Here is a 21016-nt window from a genome sequence, read left to right on the forward strand (position 1 = left end):
GAGGCACCGACAGTTTTGATCACATCCGAAGTTTTGCGAGCTGAGTCGCCAGATCCGCGAGGTCTTCCGCGTAGAAGTCGAACCGATCCGTCTCCGATGGAGGGTCCCCGACGGGCCTGGCGACGTATGCGGTGCGCAGGCCGACGCTCTGCGCGCCCCTCAGGTCCCACGCGTGGGCCGCGACCATCAGCAGCCGCTCCGGCTGCGTGCCCGACACCGTGACGGCCAGCTCGTAGACAGCCGGGTCCGGCTTGTAGCTCTGCGCCTCCTCGGCGGAGAGCGCCTGGTGCCAGCGGAGGCCGGCGTAGGCGTTCATCCGGAGCAGGGTCGTCCGACTGGCGTTGGAGAGGCCGATCAGCGGGTAGTGCTCGGCCAGCTTGTTGAGCCCGTCGACAGTGTCGGGCCAGGGTGGCATCCTGCGGCCCGCTGTCGCGAGCGCTTCCGTTTGAGCCGCTTCACGGTCCAGCACGTCACTCGGGGCGTATGGCCTCTCCCCGTCGACGATGCGCTGTTGCTCGGTTGCGACGTGGTCGAGCCACTGCCTGGCCAGCTCATCCACGTCGGCGTCCGGCGCGGTTTGACGGATGGCCGCGCGGATCCCGGCCGGTTCGTCGACGAGCGTGCCGAGTATGTCGAACACCAAGGCGTCGATCTGCACGAGCAACCTCCCAGTAAGGGTTAAAGTGGCGGTTAACCGCGAACGTACGAGAGGTTGGTAAGGGATGCAAGTAGCTTTAGACGATTACGTCTGGGCGGCCGGTGTTGCTACCGACCTGGTCAACACCGCTCCCGAGGTCTGGCACGGCGAAGACCACCTGCCTGACCTGGCCGCTCTCGCCGCCTTCGCGGACCTTCACTCGATACCCACGCCCGCCCAGGCCAGCGATCTGCGCGCCGTTCACCGACTGCGCACCACCGTGCGGGACCTGATCGACCACCCTGACCGGGAGCACCTCGTCACCGGAGCTTCCGCCCTCACGTCGCCCGCCGGTCACGTCACCCTCCTGACCGACAGCGCGCGGTGGGCGGTTTCCCTTCAACCTGCCGCGACGGTGGCGGACGCCCTGTCCCTGATCTGCGGCGTCGGCATCCTTGGCGCAGTCCAGACTCTCGGCGCCGAACGGTTCCGCGCGTGTGGCGCACCCACCTGCCGGGGCGCGTTCATCGACACCACGAGACCTGGACGGCGTCGCTACTGCATGCCAGGCCTGTGCGGGAACCGCGTCAACGTCGCCAACCACCGGTCACGCCGAGCCTCGCTCCCTTCTCCACATACCAAAAGGCTTGACGTGCCACCTACCATCTACAGCCCTCCGGTCAAACACCTCTCCACACCCTCTGATTAGCGAGCCTCCTGTAACAAATTACGCGATGCACTATTCGCCCGACGACAGGAGTCACGCGAACGAATAATACCTAGCGAAACTGAACCATCATCGGCCACACGAGAATCTGAAAACTGGCCGACCGCCAAAGAATGCCGAAGGAGTACCGAAGATGCCATCCAACCGCCTACCATACGAAATGGTTTGCACACCTCGGAAGCCTTACCAGGAAACAGAGTCATGGCACCCCAGCAGGACCCGCGATGCGCATCAGATCTGACTCAACACTCAAGTATCTGCTACTTGCAATTAACGAACACGCGAAACGTGACGAAGTTTCCCAGCCCATCATGGATGCACTTGAGCACATGGGGACGCTGAGTCCATATCGAGGAGGGCGACAACTGATCGATCTCCTACAGTTCGCTCGACGGACAGCAGTTGAGCAGAACGACGAGCGCACCGCACGCGGCCTAGAAGACGCTTTGGGATACACAAACGGGAAGGTACTAGAGAAAGATTTAAGACAAGATTACCCGCTATATTCAGGTGACGGGCAAGATGACGTGCAAATGTTAGAGCGCGCGTCGAGCGCTTTAAGAAGCCTGGCAGCACATGAAATCGAAGACTTTCTCAAGGAAAACCCGAACGCTTCCGGTGAAGATGTAAGGAATTACTTCGCCCAGCACGGAAACAGACCACTGCGATTCGCTCGGGCAAGACGCGCAGGCCACTACGGAGCCTTTCGAATACGATCAGATATTTCCGCATGGGTAGTGGATGTCTTGGCCGACAGAGTCGACTACGTCCATCATTTTGATGACAGCAAATATTCACTTGAAGAAATGCTCGCATTACCTGATCTTGACGACGCCTTGGCGGCCGCACAGATCACACGACGCCGACGCCAACTAGCCACGATCAAAAGCACGGTCGAAAATCGCTACAGCTCAGAGGAGCATATCCAGGAAGCCCTATCTGAAGCGTGGTGGATCTTCGGCGGAAAGTATGTAGGCGAACTTTACCGACGCCGACTGGCAGTCGGAATGGAAGTGGACATCCCACTCCTCCGACCAGACGGCGTGTTACATGTCGTCGAACTAAAGAAGGCAAACGTCGAGATTGTCAAAAAATATCGAAGCGGATACGTTCCAACTTCTCCTGTACACAATGCAGTAGGCCAGGCAGCAAACTACCTGCAAAAACTAGATGAAGAGCGAAATGAGATAGCTGAAGCTTTCGGCATAGAGACCAGGCGATCGTTCGCTACGGTCGTGATCGGACATCCTATTTTTCAGCCTGAGATTAATACAAGAAAGATAAACGAAGCGCTACGCATCTACGCGAGTCATCTTAGTAGAATCGATATTCTGACCTATGCCGAACTCTTGGACAACGCTGAACGACTACTAAATTTCGAAGATGCCGCCAAGAACGATCCGTAAGCTTCCACAATCGCCTCACACCGATCCGCCACCCTAACCTCGGATACCCCAGTAGCATGCTTCCCTGTTTCTCCCGCCTGAACCGAAAGAACAACAGCATTCGAAAGCACCTAAATACTACTCAAAAATTTCAACAGAACACATAGAGTTCAAGAACTCTATGCCGTATTCAATTACACTCGAGACACGTCAGCTGGTCCCTCCCCGGTGCTGCCGACGAGGGACCAGTTGACGGACTAGAAGGATCAGACGCCGGCCACCTGCTGGATCCAGGGCCGGTACCGCGTGATGTTCGTGTAAGCGGTGGTCGTCTGCCGGTCACTAGTCGACGCGACGCCGACCTGCTTGCCGGAAGCGAACATCGGACCACCGGAGTCTCCACCGGCGGTGATGCCGTCGCCGCGGCTCGCGCAGACAGCGACGCCGCCGTTGTAGTCACGGCACGAGACCGACGTGACGCGGACGTTGGCGACCTTCAGGTACCGCGACTGGCAGTTGATCTCCGAGCCGCACTGGCTGGTCGCGCCCCAGCCGTAGACCTGCACGGTCTGCCCGGTCGAGACGTTGGCGGTGGTGCCCAGCGGCGAGTAGGTGGCGTTGACCGAGGTCGTCAGCTTCACGATCGCGAGGTCCGCGCCCGCGTGGCGGGTCACGGTCGAGCCGGTGGCCATGGTGCCACCACTCTGCTGGTCGAGGCTGCCGATCCGGAAAGTGAACGTCCCGCCGCTGGCCACACAGTGCTTCGCGGTCAGGATGTACTGCGGCGCGATGATCGTCGAGGTACACGTTTGCCGGCCGTTGGCGAAGAGTCTGGCCGCCCACGGGCCGCTCGACGCGTTCTGGCCGCCGATGATCATCGGCTGGACGTCGGACGTGGGTTCCGCGGCGGACGCCACGGGGGCGGTCACGCCGAGCATCGCCGCGAAGGCGGTGCCGGCGATGAGGGCGAAGGAGCGCAGTCGCATGGTTCCGACTCATTTCTGCGGCGAGGAACAAGGCCGCGTACCGAGGGAAGGATGGGCTGATTCTGTGACGCGGCAAGTGAAATCGGACACCGACGAAAGTCGTGCAGAAGGTACCTATCTTTCCGTTTCGGCCACCGTTAGGTGTTTGCTCCAGGTATCCGGGCCATGCCGTCGATGTCGGCCCAAACCGAATGGCCCGATCGGCGTCCGTCCATTTGAGACGAATGGTGGCATAACCCTAGGGGCATAGTCCGGACCCGAGGGGTTTCGAATCAGGCCCCGGTCACGCCAGAATCGGCACCATGACCACAGCACAGTGGACCCCGACCTACGGCGACCCCTTCGAACCGGTGCCCTACCGCCCGGCTCGCGTTTCGGCGGAGGAATCGCTGGCCACCGCCGCCGATCTGCGCCGCCGCATGGACACCCGCCGCACCGTGCGGATGTTCTCGACCGACCCGGTGCCCGAGCAGGTGCTCGTCGACGCCATCGCGGTGGCGTCCACCGCACCCAGCGGCGCGCATCAGCAGCCGTGGACCTTCGTCCTCATCAAGGACGACGCGACCAAACAGCGGATCCGGGACGCCGCCGAAGAGGAGGAACGCGTCTCCTACGAGGGCAGGCTCGGCGAGGAGTGGCTGTCCGCCTTGCGTCCGCTGGGCACCGACGCCGTCAAAACCCACCTCACCGACGCCCCGTACCTCATCGTCGTCTTCCAGCAGCGCTACTTCCTCGACGAGGACGGCACCAAGCACAAGCATTACTACGTCGACGAGTCGGTGGGCATCGCGGTCGGCATGCTGCTCACGGCGTTGCATCTGTCCGGGCTGGCCGCGTTGACGCATACGCCGTCGCCGATGCGCTTCCTCGGCGAACTGCTCGAGCGGCCGCAGAACGAGAAGGCGTTCGCGGTCATCCCGGTCGGTTATCCGGCGGACGACTGCGTGGTGCCGGACCTCGTGCGCAAGTCGATCGACCAGGTGCTGATCCGCCGCTGAGCCCAGGCGTGACCCGGGTGCGCGCGCACCCGGGTTGCGCGAAGCGACCGTAAGCAAGCAGTCAAACTGCGCATTTGTGCAGTTTAGTGCTCAGTTTGACGCATCTCTTGACATATCTGGCGGCGATTGGACAAAGTCGGGCAACCGAAGGCGACACGAAGGAGTGTTCTTCATGGCCGACCTGCCCTCTGTCTCCCGGCGGACCCTGTTCGGCGGCGCGCTCGCCGCCGGGGCGCTCGCCGCGATCCCGACGAGCGCCACCGCCGCGGAAGAGGCCACCGGAGCGGAAAGCGCGCCCCGCCGTCCTGGTCAGCGCAGCATGATCGGGGTGCCGTTCGAGCGGCACCGGACCGTCCGGATCGGGATGATCGGTCTCGGCAACCGCGGCATGTCCATGATCGGCGGGTGGAGCGCCGTACCGGGCGCCGCGGTCACCGCGGTCTGCGACATCCGCGCCGAGCGCGCGAAGGCCGCCGCGGACAAACTCGCGGCCGACGGGCGCCCCCGCCCGGCCGAGTACGGCGGATCCGCCGACGCCTACAAGAAGATGCTCGCCCGCGACGACATCGACCTCGTCTACATCGCCACCCCGTGGGAGTTCCACTACCCGCAGGGCAAGGCCGCGCTGCAGTCCGGCAAGCACGTCGGCGTCGAACTCCCGATCGCCACCGAGCTCGACCAGCTGTGGGACCTCGTCAACACCAGCGAGCAGACCCGCAAGCACCTGTTCCTCGCCGAGAACTGCAACTACGGCCGCAACGAGCTCGCGATCCTCAAGATGGCGCACGCCGGTGTCTTCGGTGAGATCACCAACGGGCACGGCGGTTACCTGCACGACCTGCGCGAACTGCTGTTCTCCGACACGTACTACACCGACGCGTGGCGCCGGAAGTGGCACACCCGCAGCACCGCGAGCTTCTACCCGATGCACGGTCTCGCCCCGATCGCCGCCTGCATGGACGTCAACCGCGGCGACCGGTTCGCCACGCTGCGCGCCACGGCGACCGAGCCGAAGGGGCTAGCCGACTACCGCAAGCGCCACATGCCGCCGGGCCACCCGTCGTGGAAAGAGACCTACATCAACGGCGACCTGGTGACCTGCCTGATCGAGACCGAGCAGGGCCGGATCATCCGCGCCGAGCACGACGTCAGCTCGCCGCGCCCGTACAGCCGCATCAACAGCCTCGCGGGCAGCCGCGGCATCGTGGAGGACTACCCCGAGCGGATCTACCTCGAACCCGACCACAGCGGGCACGCGTGGAAGGACTTCAAACCGTACCGCGAGCGGCACGACCACTGGCTGTGGAAGAAACTCAAGGACGACCCGAACCTCGGCGGTCACGGCGGCATGGACTACGTGCTGCAGTGGCGGATCGTGCAGCAGATGCGCGCCGGGCTGGTGCCGGACATCGACGTCTACGACTCCGCGGCCTGGTGCTCCCCCGTGCCGTTGAGCGTGGTCTCGCTGGCCCGCGGCGGGAAGCCGGTGTCGATGCCGGACTTCACGCGCGGCGGCTGGTCGAAGCCCCGGGCCGGTCTCGACTCGCAGCCTTCGGAGATGCCCGGCTAGGCCACGGCGACGGCCGGCCGGTCCGAAGAGGACCGGTCAGCCGTCGGCCGTGTAGCGGGGAACGACCCGGAACACCCGGAGGTCCCTCGGTGTCCCCTTGGCCCGGAAGTTCCGGCGCGGGCGCACGGTGAAGGCGTCCCGGTCGAGTTTTTCGACGACGCTGGCGCTGGCCAGCACCTCGTCGCCGTCCGCGGCGGCCATGATCCTGGCCGCGATGTTCACGTCGACGCCGAGATAGTCGTTGCCGACCCGCTGCGGATTCCCTCGATGAAGGCCCGCGCGCAAATGCGGAAGGTAGCCCTCGGCCTTGATCACGCTCACGGCGGAACAGGTCTCGTAGGCGGCGTTCACCGCCTCGTCCGGGTCGGCGAACACGGCCATCACGCCGTCGCCGAGTCCTTTGACGATGCTGCCGCGGTGCCCGGTGACCACCGACTCGGTCACCTTCGAGACCGAACGCAGCAGCTCCAGGACGCGTTCGTCACCGGCGCGCAGCGCCCAGGTCGAGAAGCCGACGAGGTCGGTGAACAGCACCGTGACACCGTCCGCGGACATCGGCCGGGTGCCGGACCGGCGGACGGCCTGCCAGGCCTGGACCGCGGCCAGCCCCAGCTCACGGGTGGCGCTGGGCCTGTCGGCTCCGGCCTCGGTGAGCAGCCGCGCGAGCCTGTCGGACGAACGGTCCGTCGCGGGCGCCAGCGGGTCGTTCTCCCCCGGGACGAGCCCCCGGAGGAACCGCGCGCCGCGCACCAGCTCACCACGCTGGTCCGTCGCGCGCAGGAACCGGCGGGTCCGGAGGTGCCACGGCTCGGGTCGGTCGGTCACGGTCAAGACCCTAGTCGTTCGCCACCCGGCCCGGGCACCTGTCACCCCGGTGACAAGAAAGCGGCAGGCATTTCCCCTTTCCGCCTTCGCGTGACAATTCACGAAAGCTCTATTCCACCTACGCGTGACAAGATCGACGCGTAAAGAAAAAGCGATGGTTCTTTCCCTTTCCTCGTTGGTGACTTTCCACCTAGATTCGGCGTCGAGCCCATTCAACGACGAAAGGACCTGACATGACGGAAACCCTGGTGCGAAAGGGTGTTCGCCGGTTCTGCGCCGCCGGGATCGCGGCCGCGGTCGCCGGAACCGTGATGCTCACCGCGGCCGGAACCGCGGCCGCCGTCGAAAAGAACCTCACGTACAAGGGCGGCTTCCCCATCATCGGCGACCAGCAGGTGGCGGTGGTCGTGAAGGCGGAGATCCCGGCGACCGCCCAGGCCGGAACGCCGATTTCGGTGCCGTTCACCCTCGACGTCGATTCCGGCCAGGCGGCCGGCGACGGGCTCCGGCTGGTCGGCGCGAAGAAGCTCTCCGGCACGATCAGCTCGAAGGTGAACGTCGCGCTCGGCGACCAGAAGGTGGCCATCCCCATCGAGCTGCCGATCCCGGACACCGAGGTGCCCGCCGAAGGGTCGCTGAAGTTCACCGCGTCGGGCAAGGTCGACTTCACCATCCCGGCCGGGACCCCCGCCGGTGAGGCGACCAGCAGCGTGGACGCCGCGGCGACCTCGCACATCATCACCGACAGTTCGCTCGGCGAGTTCGACGTGCAGCTCACGCTCGACCCGCCCGACCAGGACGCCGTCCTCGGCAAGACGACCGTCAGCTGAACCCCCGTCTTCCCCCGGCTCGGCGAGCCGGGGGAAGACGCGTCTTGACCTCCAGCGCACTGGAGGTAACAAGCTGTCGATCATGTGGATCTGCGACAGGTGCGGTATCGAACATCCGGCGAGCCCGGAACCTCCCCGATGTGTCCTCGACCGGGGTGAGGTCGGCATCGAGGAAGCCGGTGACCTCGGCGCGCACACCGGACGCTGGTGGACGCACGAGGAACTGATCTCCGCGCCGCACAAGACGCTGCACCGCGATCACGGCCGCGGCCTGCACAGTGTCAAACGGGAGCCGCATTTCGCGATCGGGCACTGGTCGTTCGTCGCGGTGACCCCGGCCGGGGCCCTGCTGTGGGATCCGCCGTCCTGGTTGGACACCGAAGTGCTCGACGTCGTGCGCGGTCTCGGCGACGTCACCGCGATCGCCACCAGCCATCCGCACATGTTCGGCGCGCAGCTGAGCTGGAGCCGCGCGCTGGGCGTGGTCCCGGTGCTGGTCAACGAACGCAATCGCGAATGGCTGCCCGCACCCGATCCGGCGTTCGAGTTCTGGGACGAGCACGCCGAACCCTTGCCGGGACTCGAACTCGTGCGGCTCGGCGGGCATATGCGCGGCAGCGCCGTGGCCAGGACGCCGGACGGCAGCATCCTGGCAGGCGACACGATCACCGGCGGGCTCGCGCCGGACTGGGTGTCGTTCCAGCGCAACTTCCCCAAGCACATCCCGATGTCCGCGGCCGTGGTCCGCCGTATCGTCGACCGGCTGGACGACTTCCCCTACGACCGGCTCTACACCCTCGGCGGCGACACCATCGACAAGGACGCCCGCGCGGTGGTCCGCCGAAGCGCCGAGACCCACATCCGGTGGGTCAGCGGCGACTTCGACCATCTCACTTGACGGCGTTCTTCTCCTTGCGGCGGAAGAACAACGCGATGACGCCGGCCATCGCCATGAAGAACGCGACGGACCACATGCCGGGGCGGAAGCTGCCGGTCAGTCCTTGCAGCCAGCCCACGAGATAGGGGCCGACGAAACCCGAGAGGTTGCCGAACGAGTTGATCAGGCCGATGCCGGCGGCGGCGCCGACGCCGGTGAGGAACGCGTTGGGCAGCTGCCAGAACACCGGGACGGCGGTGAAGACGCCGACCGCGCAGAGGGTCACCGCGGCCATCACCAGGAACGGCGATCCCAGGTACAGCGCGGCCGCGATCGAGACCGCACCGACGAACGCGGCGATGGCGACGTGCCCGGCGCGTTCGCCGGTGCGGTCCGAATGCCGGGCCCACAGCACCATGGCGACGGCGGCGATCGCATACGGAACCGCCGTGATCAGCCCGATCTCGACGATGCTGTAAGTGGTCTGGAACTGCTGCTGGAAGCCCTTGATCACCTGCGGGAGGAAGAACGCGAGGACGTAGAGGCCGAAGATGATTCCGAAGTAGACGGCGCTCAGTGCGATCACGCGCGGGTCGGTCAGCGCCGATCGCGTGCTCACCTCGTGGGCGACCGTGGCGGTGTCTTCCGAGTCCAGGGTCGACTGCAACGCCGTGCGCTGCCCCGGCGACAGCCACTTCGCGTCCTTCGGCTTGTTCGGCAGCAGGAAGAACACCGCGACACCGAGCAGGATCGAAGGCACGCCTTCGGCGAAGAACATGAAGCGCCAGCCCGCGTCGAATCCGAGGACGCCCTCGCCGTTCTGGATGAGCAGAGCGGAGATCGGGCTGCCGAGGACCGAAGAGAGCGGCACCGCGAGGAAGAACAGCGCGACGATCTTGGCCCGCACCTTCCGCGGGAACCAGTAGGTCAGGTACAGGATGATGCCGGGGAAGAACCCGGCCTCGGCGATCCCGAGCAGCACCCGCACGATGTAGAAGCTGACCTCGCCCTGGATGAACGCGGTGGCCGAGGCGACGATGCCCCAGGTGACCATGATCCGCGCGATCCAGATCCGGGCGCCGACCTTGTGCAGGATGACGTTGCTGGGCACCTCGAAGAAGAAGTACCCGACGAAGAACAGGCCGGCGCCGAGCCCGTAGGCGGCCGAACTGATGCCGAGATCGGCGTTCATGGTGAGCGCCGCGAACCCGACGTTGACCCGGTCGAGATAGTTGAGCAGATAGAGCAGCCCGAGGAACGGGACCAGCCGGATCATCGCTTTACGGACCGCTTGCGCGGTGGACACCTCTGCCGTCTGTTCGTCCATCCGCGGGAGTGTAGAGGGGGTCAGAACAGTGGTGGCAGGAAGGCACCGAGGTTGCCACCGGCGGCCCGATCAGCGGGATCGGGATCCACTTGGACCACGTCGGGGTCGCGCGGGTCGTAGGTGACCTTCACCGTCGAACCGCGGGCCGGGGCCTGCAGCGGCGCGGTGATCATCGTCGCGACGACCGTCCGCTCCCCTGTTTCCGTGGGGAACCGGACCTGCACGGTGAACCGCGGATTCCCCATCACCCAGACGTTCGTGAACTCGACGCCGACGACCTGCCCCATCACCTGGACGCCGGTCTGGGCCAGCGCCTGCGCGCGGTCGTCCGCCTCCGCCTTGCTGACGAACGCCCGCCCCAGCACCATGATCATGACCAGCGCGGTCACCCCGGCCACCGCGGGCACGAGATACGGCTCGTAGTAGACGATCCAGTCGACGTCGGTCCACGGTTCCGCCGCGCCGTCACCGAACGGCAGCCGCTTCCCCACCGATTCGGGCGGTGTCCACGACGGAATCGCGACGCCGCTGCCCAGCGCGATGCCGAGCGACGCGGCCAGGCTGCTCGCCCGGAAGCCGACGCCCATCCCGCGCAGCGACATCCCACCGCTCCACAGCATCGCGAACCCGAGCGACGAAGCGATCGTGATCGCGACGCTGAAGAGCAGGACGAGGGAAACCGCCGGGCCCGCGTCGGCCCCCCACGCGTCGACGCGGTTCAGCGACATCAACCGGAAGCCGTCCAGCAGCCCGAGCGCGCCCGACCAGCCGGTGACCGCCCAGGCGAGCGTCGTCGGCACGCCGAGCAGCCACATGCGCAGGCCGGGGCGGCGGGCCTGCCGGGGGTGCTCCGGCAGGCCGAACTCGAAGGACCCGAACATGACCGCCCCTAACCGATCGGCCCGAACACGGCGACCTTCGCCGGGTCGGCGGGGTCGACGCGGGCCTCGTGGCGGGTGCCGGGCGCGTACTGCTGGATCGTCGCCAGCGGCGTGATCAGCGAGGTCACCGTCCGGTAGGTGGTGCCGTCGGCGCGGGTGACCTCGAGCGTCGCGGTGTACTGCGCCTGTCCGGCGATCTTCCGGCCGGTCGGCTCCAGCCCGCGGATCACCAGGGTCGCGGGCTGGCAGGTGTCGTAGAGCCGGCGCAGCTCGGTTCCGTAGGCCTGGAGTTCCTGCTGCTGGCGCAGCTGCTCGTCCATCGGCAGCGCCATGAACTCCGCCATGTCCGGATCGGCGTTGAGGCCCCGGAAGGCCTGCGCCGCCAGCTGCGGCGTCGGCAGCTGCGGGGTGATGTCGTGCCCCTGCGCGGCGGCGGCCTGCCGGAACTGCTCGGCGTGCCGCTGGAAGTCCTGCTGCCCGCGCGCCATGCCCTGCTGCGTCGCGTCGTTGATCTTGTCGCGGATCTTCTTGAACATCGGGTGCCGCCTTTCGCCGTGTCGTTCTCGCTGGACACAGCTTCAGCGGGCCGCTCTGCTACCGAACCCAGGTTTTCGCGTCGTCGGTCGCGTCGAGGCAGGTCAGGGGCGCCCAGAACACCGGCGAGGTCGCCGGTTCCGGCTGTTCGCGCCAGCGGGCGAGCCGGGAACGCTGCCACGCGCACAGCTCGCCGACCGGATCCTCACCGGCGAGCGCGGTGTCGACGGCGATGACCAGTTCGGACATCGGATCCGAACCGGGCACGGCGGCCGACGTCGGCAGCGCCCAGACTGTGGCGGCGACCAGCCCCGCTCCGGCCGCGACGGCGGCGAGCAGTACGCCGAACGGTTCGGCCAGGCCGAAATCGCCCGCGCTGGCGCAGCCGATCAGCGCCACCCGCGCGGGCATGGCGTCCACTTCGGACAGTGCGAGGTCGGCGGCGGTGAACGGCCGGTGCGGTCCGATCGGCTGGGCCGTGCCGGGAAGGTCGGCCGAACAGGACAGGTGCAGCGCGGTCTGCGCGCCGTACTCGTCGCGCACGCGGCTGACGTGTCCCACGAACACCAGCCGGGAGCAGGGCCGCGACAGGAGTTCGGCGAGCAGGGCCCGGTCGGTGTCGGTGCGGCGGACCAGATCGAGCCCCCGGGCGACGGCGGGCAGGACCGGGCCGTCGGCGAGCCTCGCGTCCAGATGACGGATCAGCGGCGACGTCGCGTCCTGCTTGCCGAGGACGGAGCCCAGTTCCCCGAAGGCGCTCTGTCCGGGGATTCGCGGGTCGAGCAGGTAGACCGGCGGGCCGTCCGCGCCGGGCGGACGACGCGGGATCGCGGCCGGGGCGAGCAGAGAGACGTCGGCGACGTCGAGGACGCGCTCGTCGCCGTCGAAACAGGTGCCGATCTCGTCGAGTTCGAGTACGTGATCGGCCCGCCGGTCGGGCAGCGCCAGCAGTCCCCACGGGACACCGGCGAGGCTGGGCGACGGCTGGATCCGCAGGAGCGGGCGGTTCCCGTCGGCGGCGGCACGACGGAGCGCCGCGACCAGGTCGGCGGGCAGGAGATTGAGGGCGAGGACGCGGGCCAGGCGTTGCTCACCGGCGAAGCCGCCGAACGCGTCTTCGCCCAGGGAGCGCCGGACGGCGTCGGCCACGCTCTCGCCCTCGTGCGGTGTCGGGGAGGCGTCGTCCAGGAACTGACGGGCGGTCCCGACCAGCGCGAAGTCGATCGGATGCGTGTGGACGGTGTCGAGGTCCCCGGTGGTCCGCCAGCTGAGGAACGTGTGCCCGGCGTCGGCGAAACGCAGGATGAAGGTCTCCCTCCCCGACCGGGCGGCGGGCCACGTCTCGACGGCTTCGGCGGCGAGCCGCGGCAGGCGATACCACTCGGTGGCGAGGCGGTGCCAGCGATCCAGCTCCATCGGCGAGGACGGAGACCAGCGCAGGGCGGGCGGCGGGGCGAGCCGAAGCGGAAGCGACGAGGTGACGGAACCCAAGGCCGCCAACGGAAGCCGATCGTCCTCAGTGGACGGAATGACTTCGAGGGAGGGCAGTGTCCCGGTCAGGCCGAGCGACGGCCTCTCGACTCCCGTGTACGCGCCGACGGCGCAGGTGCGTTCGATCAGTTCCGCCGCCAGCCTCGGCTCCTGAAGCTGCGCGAGCAGCGCCAACGCCATCCCCATCGTCGGAGCCGCGATGTCCCGCGCCCACGCCGTGCGCGCCTCCGGCGAGACGAACTCGAACCGGTACTCCGCCGCCGCGAGCGTCAGCGGGAGCATCAGGTCCAGCACCGCCCGAGGATCGTTCCCGCGAGCGAAACCGATGGAAGCCGCGACGAAATCCGTGTGCAGGAGGTCCGACCAGTCCCCCGACCCCCGCGCCGATTCCCGCGCGCGGGTCGCGAAGTCCTCAGCCGTCGCCCAGTCGCCTTCCGCCGCGGCGCAGCGGGCCAGTGCGGTGTCGACGAGGCGCAGACCCGGAACGTCGTCATTGGACGTCCGGATCGTTTTCGCGTGCTCGAACTGTTCCCTGGCCTGCGCGACGTCGCCCGTGTACAGCAGCAACGTGCCCAGCGCGAAGCTCGCCTCCGCGACGTCGCCGGTCAGACCCGCCGCCGCGAGTTCGTCGCGGGCGGCGACGATCGCGGCGACCGCGCCGGGGAAGTCGCCCGCCAGGGCGCGGGCCTCCGCCAGGCCGATGCCCGTCTTCGCGGCCAGTGGGCCGCCCTCGTGCTGCGCGCTCAGCCTCAGCAGATCGGCCCGCGCGTCCGCGTCCTCGCCGCCCGCGTGGCGGATCCGGGCACGTTCGGCCCTGGCCATGGCCTGCTGCTGGACGGCCCGCTCGCGGACCTCGTCGATCTCCGCGAGGGCCTCCAGCCCGGCCAGGCTCTCCTCGAGCGCGACCCGCGCCCCCGCCAGATCCCCGGCGGCGATCTGGACGCGCGCGTCGAGGATCCGCAGTTCCATCTCGTCGCAACCGTGGACGTCGAGCAACTCGGGCGGATACTGGTCCGGCCCCGCGTCCTTGCGGAACGCCGCCCGGCTGCGCTGCCCCGCGATCAGCTCGCGAGCCTTGGCGACGTCCCCTTCTTCGGTGGCCAGGGAGATGAGCACACGATCGGCGACCTCCCGGGAGCCTTCGATCATCCGCACCTCGGCGTACTGACCGAAGTGGACGATGGCGGCCGTGCTCACCTTGAAGACGTGGAGCACGGCCTCCGCGCATTGCCGCGCGTTGCGCAGGTCGCCCGCGGAATAGCAGACCGTGGCCAGATCGCTGACCGCGGCGAGTTCGAGATCGGTCCGGTCGAGCCGCTGCGCGATCTCGCGCATCCGGGCGTACTTCCGGTGCGCGGCGGCGACGTTCCGCACCGCGGCGAGCTGTTTGGCCTGGTCCTGGACCTTGGCGGCTTCGACGAGCAGCTTGCGGTACTTGCTCTCGGAGAGCGAGCACGCCGGCACTTCGCCGTACGCGGCCGGGTCGAGGCCGAAATGCTTCGCGACACAGCGGCAGTTGTAGCCATGCGAGGTCGCGGCACTCAATTCGGGCGGGAGCGGGCGGTCCGGCGGGTTTTGGGGCGGCGGCATGCCGACGAGCACGTCAGAACTCCTCGTCGTCCGCGGCGGCCGCCGCCCGCTCGGCGAGCGTCCTCGCCTCCGGCGGCCGTGCCCGCACGAGCGCGACCACCTGAGCCCGGTCTTCGGCGGTGGTCCCGGCGACACCTTCGCCCGCGACGCCCACGATGAGCGTGATCCGTCCACTGTGGACTTCGGCGGCGAGCCGGGTCGCGGCGTCGTCCAGGTCGGCCGTACCGGTGAATCGCCCCGCCCCCAAGGACAACGGCACTTCCGCGAACGGCTCGCCGTCGCGGGCCGCGACCGCGGTGATGGCCGCGTCGGCGAACGCGCCCGCTACCTCGACTTCGAGCCGGGTGGCCGCCGCGGCCGCGACGATCCGCCAGGTCACGGTGTCTTCGGCGGCGTCCAGGATCCCCGGTGGCACCCGTGCCCAGTCGACGCTCGCCCGTCCGCTCGCCAGTACGCCTTCACCGGTCATGACCGGATCGGTGCCCGCCGCCAGTGCGTACGCGCGCTGACCCGGCGCCGCGTTTTCCAACCGTGACGACACTTCCGCCGCGGCTTCGGCTCGCACGACGTCGTCCTGGGCGTCGAACCAGGCCGCGAGGCGTGCGCACAGTCCGCGGACTTCGCCCGCGACCGGCGGCGCGGCGGCGAGGAGGGCGCCGTCCGCGATCGCCGTGTCGAACAACTCGGCCGGGGAAGCTTCGAAACCGTCGAGGAGACCTTCGGCCAGGTCCTCCACGTCGGCTGTCGCGACCGCCGTTTCGAGGTCCAGCAACGCCGGGTCGAGTGGGGGCACCCCGAGCGACGGGCTCGCGGGCCACCAGCGACGCAGCCAGAGCAGCAAGGCGAGCCTGCCCAGTTCCGGGCCGGCGGGCAGATCGGCTTGGCCTTGGCGGAGCACGGCGAGGCTGGTCTCCGCACCCACGAGCCGGGTCAGCCACGGTTCCGCGGCCCCGCCGTCGCTGAGTTCGAGCCGCATCGACGTGGCCCGGCTGACGAGCAGATCGGCGAGTATGAACCGGATCAGGCCGCCGTCCGCCGCGACCACGGGCGTGTGCACCGGATGCGTCACGACACGGCCTCCAGACGCGGCAGCCGGGCCACGAGCGCGCGGCGCACCTTCGTCCGCAGATCCAGCGAGGTGGAGCGGACCACGCCGGTGACCAGGTCGCGGACGTCGGCGGCGTCGGCGGGCAGGTCGCCTCGGACGTCGAAGCCGTGCAGCCGGACCCACAACCTGCTGAGGAACTGCTTGGCGAACTCGCGAAGATCGCGCAAGAGTTCAGCGTCGGGCCTCGGGGTGAGCGGCGTGGCGGCGGCCAGCGCGCGACGGGCGTGCAGGACGTAGCCCTCCCGCGCGACCTGGGCGTTGAGTTGTCGCGCGAATTCGGGCACGCCCGCGGGAGCGGCGCCGTCGAGTGGCCGCAGCGCGGGCGCGAGGACGACACCGAGCGCGAAGCACGCGGCCAGGGCGGGCACGCTCAGCCCGAATCCGGCGGCCGCGCGGGCCAGCTCGTCGTCGACGAGGTCGGCGACCGGAGCTCGTTCGTCCGGGGGAAGACGGCGCAGGGTCGCGCGCACCCGCCGTTCGACGCTGCGTTCGAGGAGTTCGGCGCCGGACTCGTCGCGCCGGTTCAGCGGCGGGACGGCGGTGCGATCGCCGCGCTGGAGACCGAGATCCGGCGCGGGTAGCCCGGAGATCTCCTGGACGGTCCGGCTCAAGGCGCGGGCGCCGTCCGGTTGCCGCAGCGCGAGCCCGAAAGCGTGTCCGGCGGCCGAACCGGCGAGTGCGCGCCAGGCCGGGTCGGAAAGTTCGTCCACAAAGGACTTCAGCCGCGCGATGTCCTGATCCGGGGCGGTCTCGGCGTGCCAGCGGCGCTCCAGTTCCCGGGTGAGGTCCGCCGAGATCCGGGGATCCGCGAGGTACCCGGCGAGCTGATCGACGCCTGCCGTCCCGCCCTCGCCGTGCAGATCGCGCAACGCCGCCGACGCCGTCTCGGCCGCCTCCGGCCCGGGTGGGCCGAAGCCTGTCGCCAGCTCGTACGCCAGCGGGAAGCAGACGTCCTGGACGTTGCCCGCCGTGATGCGCAAGGCCCGGCGCTGTCGCTTGAGATGGGTGAACCACGCGGCCGTCGCGCGCAGCCTGTCCGCGTCGGCCAGGAGCAGTTCCGTCACTTCCGCCGCCGCGATCGCGTCCAGGACGGGGCGACCGAGCCGCGGACGCGCCACCGTGCGGATCACCAGCGGGTCGATGATCTTCTTGATCGTCCGGGTCAGCGGTCCGCCGTCGGCCGACGACAGGACCTCGACGCCGTCGATGCGTTCCCAAGCCCGAGTGAGGACGGCCGAACGCAGGCGGGGTTCGCTCGATCCCGTCGTCACTCGCCCTCCCCTCGCGCTGATCACGACTCTATCCGAGCCAGGCGGGTTTGCCTTCGATCGTCATGACTCTGAGCACCTGACACCCCATCGCCTCCACGGCGCCGAGGATCACCGCACGCGCCTCGCCGTCGTCTTCCGGCGGGAACGCGACCCGGATCTGGTGTCCGTAGCAGTCTTCGTAGGTCAGCAACCAGTCTCGGTCGCAGGCCTTGAAGTGGTACTGGCGGTTGCCTTCACCCTCGTCATGAAATCCGCGGTCCGCGGTGGGACTCAGGGTGTCGCGAAGGATTCCGAGGCGTTGCTCGTAGGGCAGCTCGCCCGCGGAAAGCTTGACGTACACATGGGATCTGTCGCGGCGAGAATCGAACCACGGCTCCGGCGGCGGCGGACCGAGCAACGGAACGTCGAGCCGCCCGCCGAAGTAGGCGCAGAGGAAGGCCACCGCGCCCAGGGGGTAGCGGCCTGAACCGGCCCGGGGGTTCCAGACCACGGTCGTCCAGTCTTCGGGTTCGCCTTCGGTGAGCCAGCACAGTGAGTCCCCGTTGCCGGTCCGGGCCCACTCCAGCACTCCACCGGGCTCGGGCCACAGCGCGAAGGGCACCATTTCCGGGCAGTCGTCACGGAACGCTCCTGCCGTTCCGAGGAGATCGCGCGCGCTCACGACCAGCTCGCCGGGACTCAGCAGCGAGATGTCGTCGAAGTTTCCCGCTCCATAGCGCGCGGCGAGCGCTTTGAATTCGGGCGGCAGTACGAGCCCGAGCTCTTTCTCGGCCGACTGCCAATCCCCGCCGGGATCGACCGGCCCCCCCGGCGGCGGTATCAGCTGGATCAGATCGTCAAGGTTCCCCACGCCCTGACTCTAGCCAGCGACCTGGCGCGACCGTTCGGGGTAACTTTCGTCCGAGTTGTACATACTTTCGTTGACTTCATACGAAAGTCCTCTTAGGTTCAGCGGCGTCACAGAGGTGCTCCGCCGCCGACCCGAGGGGCAACGATGCTTCCGTCTGTCCGCAAGCGCTTCAACCGGTCCATAATCGTCTCGTTAGCGCTGGTCACGGGCCTGTCAGGGCTGGTGACGGCTCCGGCCGCAGCGGCCGTCCCACCCCAGCAACCCGGTGTCACGCTCCGCACGTACGACTTGCAACGCGAGATCACCAAGCTCTGCGCGATCAAGACCGGCCAGACCCCCAACGTCGACAAGCTCATGCCGACGATCAATTGGACGAGCACCGCCGACTTCGGGCTCGAAGAGCGGTTCGTCTCCGAGGTCATCGGGAACATCAACATCGCCACGGCCGGCCAGTACGAATTCCGGCTCACCAGCGACGACGGCTCCCGGCTCAGCGTCGACGGCCAGACCGTGATCAACCACGACGGCCTGCACGGAGCGACACCGGCGACCGGCTCGGTCCAGCTGAGCACCGGCTACCACGCGCTGCGGATCGACCACTTCGACAACACCAACGACCAGCAGGTCACCCTCGAATGGCGGCCACCGGGCGCGGGCGACTTCGCGCTCGTGCCGAATTCGGTGCTCAGCACCGACGCCGACGTCGTCCGGGTGACTTCGCCGGGACGCAAGGAGTGCGAGGGCGCCGCCGACTCGCCCGGTGACGGCCTGCCGCTGAACGCCGTGCACCCCGGCTTCACGCTGACGAACCTGCGTCCCGACGGGTTCCAGCCGCAGGTCACCGGGATGGACTGGCTGCCCGACGGGCGGCTCGCCATCGCCACCTGGGGCGGCTCCGACAAAGTCCTCGGCGAGGTCCACCTGCTGAGCAACGTCAGCGGGAACACCGACCCGAGCAAGGTGCGGACCAAGCGCGTCGCCAGCGGGCTGAAGGAACCGATGGGCGTCAAGTACGTCGACGGCAAGCTGTACGTGTCGGAGAAGACGCGGCTCGTCGAACTGAACGACACCAACGGCGACGGCGTGACCGACGACTACCGCACCGTCGCCACCTGGCCGTTCGGCGGCAACTTCCACGAGTTCGCGTTCGGCCTGCTGTACAAGGACGGCTTCTTCTACGCCAACCTTTCCGTGGCCATCAACTACGGCGGCGCCACGACCGATCCGCAGCCCGCCGCGAACCGCGGGACCACGATCAAGGTCGAGAAGGCCACCGGGAAGGTGTCCTACATCGCCGGTGGATTGCGCACGCCGCACGGCATCGGCTGGGGACCGGAAGGCGACGTCTTCGTCACGGACAACCAGGGCGGCTGGCTGCCGGCGAACAAGCTCGTGCGGGTCAAGCAGGACCGCTTCTTCAACCACTACACCAATCCCCCGGGACCGTTCGACGCGAAGCCGGTCACCGCGCCGGTGTTGTGGTTGCCGCACAACGAGATCGCGAACTCGCCGAGCAACATGGTCATGCTCTCGCAGGGCCCCTTCGCCGGGCAGATGGTGTACGGCGACGTGACCTACGGCGGGCTCCAGCGAGCCTTCCTGGAGAAGGTCAACGGCGAATACCAGGGCGCCGTCTTCCGGCTCACCCAAGGACTCGAATCGGGTGTCAGCCGGATCAGCCTCGGACCCGACGGCGCGATCTACACCGGCGGGATCGACGGCGGGGGCAACTGGGGCCAGCCCGGCAAGCTCGCCTACGGCCTCCAGAAGGTGACGCCCAACGGCACGAACGCCTTCGACATCCGCGCGATGCGGGCCGTCGCCGGCGGCTTCGAACTCGAATACACCCAGCCGCTGTCGACCGCGACCGCGCAGAACCTCGCGGCGAAATACCAGGCACAGCAGTGGCGCTACCAGCCCACTCCGGCATACGGCGGCCCGAAGATCGACGAGCAGACCCTGTCCGTGACCTCCGCGAGCCTGTCGCCCGACCGCAAGAAGGTCACGCTGCAGGTGGCGGGGCTGAAGGCGGGGCACGTCGTGCACGTCCGGTCCCCGCGGCCGTTCGCCTCGGAGTCCGGTGCGGCGCTGTGGAGCACGGAGGCCTGGTACACGCTGAACTCGTTGGTCGGCGGGCCGCCGGCGAGCACGACCTACGAGGCCGAGCGGGCCGCGGTGAGCGGTGGCGCCGCGACGAACACGAACCACAAGGGCTACACCGGCACCGGATTCGTCGACGGCTACTGGAACCAGGGCGCCGCGACGACGTTCACCGTGAACGCGCCCAAGACCGGTGCCTACAACGCCGCGCTGCGGTACTCGAACGGCCCGGATCCCGCTCCCGGGACCAAATCCGTGACCGTCTACGTCAACGGCGCCAAGGTGAAACAGGTCAGGCTCGCCAGTACGGGCAACTGGGACACGTGGAACACGCAGCCCGACACGCTCAACCTCAAAGCCGGGTCGAACACGATCTCCTACCGGTACGACACCGGCGACGGGGGCAACGTCAACCTCGACAGCCTCACGGTCACCGAGTCCCAGCGCGTCCAGCTGTTCAAGGGAACCGACCTGAACGCCTGGGAGAAACGCGCGGGCGGTGCCGCGACCTGGCCGGTGTCCGGTGGCGCGATGGAGTCGAACGGCGGCGACATCCGCACGAAGCAGCAGTTCGGCGATTTCCGGCTGCACGCCGAGTGGAACGAACCGAACTATCCGCCGGAGGTCACCGGGCAACAGAGGGGGAACAGCGGGATCTACCTCCAGGAACGCTACGAACTGCAGGTGCTGGAATCGTTCGGGGACACCACTCTCGCCGACAACGAGGCGGGCGCGATCTACTCGAAGCGGGCGCCTGACCGGAACATGGCGACGGCGCCCGGCACCTGGCAGACCTACGACGTCACCTTCCGCGCCGCGCGGTTCGACGGCGCCGGGAACAAGACCGACAACGCCCGCGTGACCGTGGTCTGGAACGGTGTCGTGGTCCACAACGACGTGGAGATCGACGGCGGTACCGGCGACAGCAACCCGGAGAACGCCGGGCCCGGCGCGATCCGGCTCCAGGATCACGGGGATCCCGGCGAGAACCCGCGGTTCCGCAACATCTGGATCGAACCGATCGGCTAG

17 protein-coding genes are annotated in these 21016 nt (G+C 68.0%); 7 read left to right on the top strand and 10 right to left on the bottom strand.

All coding sequences use genetic code 11. From position 1 onward, the window contains the following. Positions 1-19: 19 nt before the first annotated feature. Positions 20-658, bottom strand: a complete 639-nt coding sequence (locus tag CFP71_RS11515) for a haloacid dehalogenase type II (protein WP_093933828.1) — start codon at positions 656-658, stop codon at positions 20-22. 64 nt (positions 659-722) lie between these two features. Here CFP71_RS11515 and CFP71_RS11520 point away from each other — a divergent pair, with 64 nt between their 5' ends. Further along, positions 723-1346, top strand: coding sequence for a CGNR zinc finger domain-containing protein (locus CFP71_RS11520; protein WP_093933829.1), 624 nt, complete (start codon positions 723-725; stop codon positions 1344-1346). A 242-nt stretch (positions 1347-1588) separates the two neighbouring features. Next, positions 1589-2770 carry a Shedu anti-phage system protein SduA domain-containing protein gene (locus CFP71_RS11525; protein ID WP_167406084.1) on the top strand — a complete coding sequence of 394 codons (1182 nt, stop codon included), beginning with the start codon at positions 1589-1591 and terminating at the stop codon, positions 2768-2770. Positions 2771-3015: 245 nt separating this feature from the next. On the opposite strand, the gene CFP71_RS11530 is transcribed toward CFP71_RS11525, so the two are convergent. After that, positions 3016-3735, bottom strand: a complete 720-nt coding sequence (locus CFP71_RS11530; protein WP_093933831.1) for a S1 family peptidase — start codon at positions 3733-3735, stop codon at positions 3016-3018. Positions 3736-4037: 302 nt separating this feature from the next. Here CFP71_RS11530 and CFP71_RS11535 point away from each other — a divergent pair, with 302 nt between their 5' ends. Beyond that, complete coding sequence (locus tag CFP71_RS11535; RefSeq protein WP_093933832.1) at positions 4038-4733, top strand: nitroreductase family protein; 696 nt, start codon at positions 4038-4040, stop codon at positions 4731-4733. A gap of 172 nt (positions 4734-4905) precedes the next feature. Next, on the top strand, positions 4906-6303 hold the full coding sequence (locus CFP71_RS11540) for a Gfo/Idh/MocA family protein (RefSeq protein WP_093933870.1): 1398 nt from the start codon (positions 4906-4908) through the stop codon (positions 6301-6303). Positions 6304-6339: 36 nt separating this feature from the next. Here CFP71_RS11540 and CFP71_RS11545 read toward each other — a convergent pair whose 3' ends face one another. Then, on the bottom strand, positions 6340-7134 hold the full coding sequence (locus CFP71_RS11545) for an adenylate/guanylate cyclase domain-containing protein (RefSeq protein WP_093933833.1): 795 nt from the start codon (positions 7132-7134) through the stop codon (positions 6340-6342). Positions 7135-7361: 227 nt separating this feature from the next. On the opposite strand from CFP71_RS11545, the gene CFP71_RS11550 reads away from it, so the two are divergent. Then, positions 7362-7958 carry a DUF6801 domain-containing protein gene (locus CFP71_RS11550; protein ID WP_093933834.1) on the top strand — a complete coding sequence of 199 codons (597 nt, stop codon included), beginning with the start codon at positions 7362-7364 and terminating at the stop codon, positions 7956-7958. A gap of 82 nt (positions 7959-8040) precedes the next feature. Then, positions 8041-8856, top strand: coding sequence for an MBL fold metallo-hydrolase (locus CFP71_RS11555; protein ID WP_244199638.1), 816 nt, complete (start codon positions 8041-8043; stop codon positions 8854-8856). On the opposite strand, the gene CFP71_RS11560 is transcribed toward CFP71_RS11555, so the two are convergent. Genes CFP71_RS11560 through CFP71_RS11590 form a run of 7 tightly spaced genes read right to left on the bottom strand, consistent with a single transcriptional unit; the run spans position 8849 to position 17887 of the window. Further along, positions 8849-10162, bottom strand: a complete 1314-nt coding sequence (locus tag CFP71_RS11560) for an MFS transporter (RefSeq protein ID WP_093933835.1) — start codon at positions 10160-10162, stop codon at positions 8849-8851. The genes CFP71_RS11555 and CFP71_RS11560 overlap by 8 nt on opposite strands. A 20-nt stretch (positions 10163-10182) precedes the next feature. Next, complete coding sequence (locus CFP71_RS11565; RefSeq protein WP_093933836.1) at positions 10183-11043, bottom strand: DUF3592 domain-containing protein; 861 nt, start codon at positions 11041-11043, stop codon at positions 10183-10185. Positions 11044-11051: 8 nt separating this feature from the next. Beyond that, positions 11052-11579 carry a DUF3592 domain-containing protein gene (locus CFP71_RS11570; protein ID WP_093933837.1) on the bottom strand — a complete coding sequence of 176 codons (528 nt, stop codon included), beginning with the start codon at positions 11577-11579 and terminating at the stop codon, positions 11052-11054. 58 nt (positions 11580-11637) lie between these two features. After that, complete coding sequence (locus CFP71_RS11575; protein ID WP_093933838.1) at positions 11638-14670, bottom strand: tetratricopeptide repeat protein; 3033 nt, start codon at positions 14668-14670, stop codon at positions 11638-11640. Between the two features lies 1 nt (position 14671). Beyond that, positions 14672-15727, bottom strand: coding sequence for a hypothetical protein (locus CFP71_RS11580; protein WP_093933839.1), 1056 nt, complete (start codon positions 15725-15727; stop codon positions 14672-14674). Then, on the bottom strand, positions 15724-17037 hold the full coding sequence (locus CFP71_RS11585; protein ID WP_093933840.1) for a hypothetical protein: 1314 nt from the start codon (positions 17035-17037) through the stop codon (positions 15724-15726). Before CFP71_RS11585 ends, CFP71_RS11580 begins: the two co-directional genes overlap by 4 nt. Before the next feature lie 28 nt (positions 17038-17065). Continuing rightward, entirely contained in the window at positions 17066-17887 is an 822-nt protein-coding gene (locus CFP71_RS11590; RefSeq protein WP_093933841.1) for an SMI1/KNR4 family protein, read from the bottom strand. A 144-nt stretch (positions 17888-18031) separates the two neighbouring features. On the opposite strand from CFP71_RS11590, the gene CFP71_RS11595 reads away from it, so the two are divergent. Beyond that, complete coding sequence (locus tag CFP71_RS11595) at positions 18032-21016, top strand: 3-keto-alpha-glucoside-1,2-lyase-like domain-containing protein (RefSeq protein WP_093933842.1); 2985 nt, start codon at positions 18032-18034, stop codon at positions 21014-21016.

Origin of the sequence: Amycolatopsis thailandensis, from assembly GCF_002234405.1 — a bacterium.
In the GTDB taxonomy this organism is placed as follows: Bacteria; Actinomycetota; Actinomycetes; order Mycobacteriales; family Pseudonocardiaceae; genus Amycolatopsis; species Amycolatopsis thailandensis.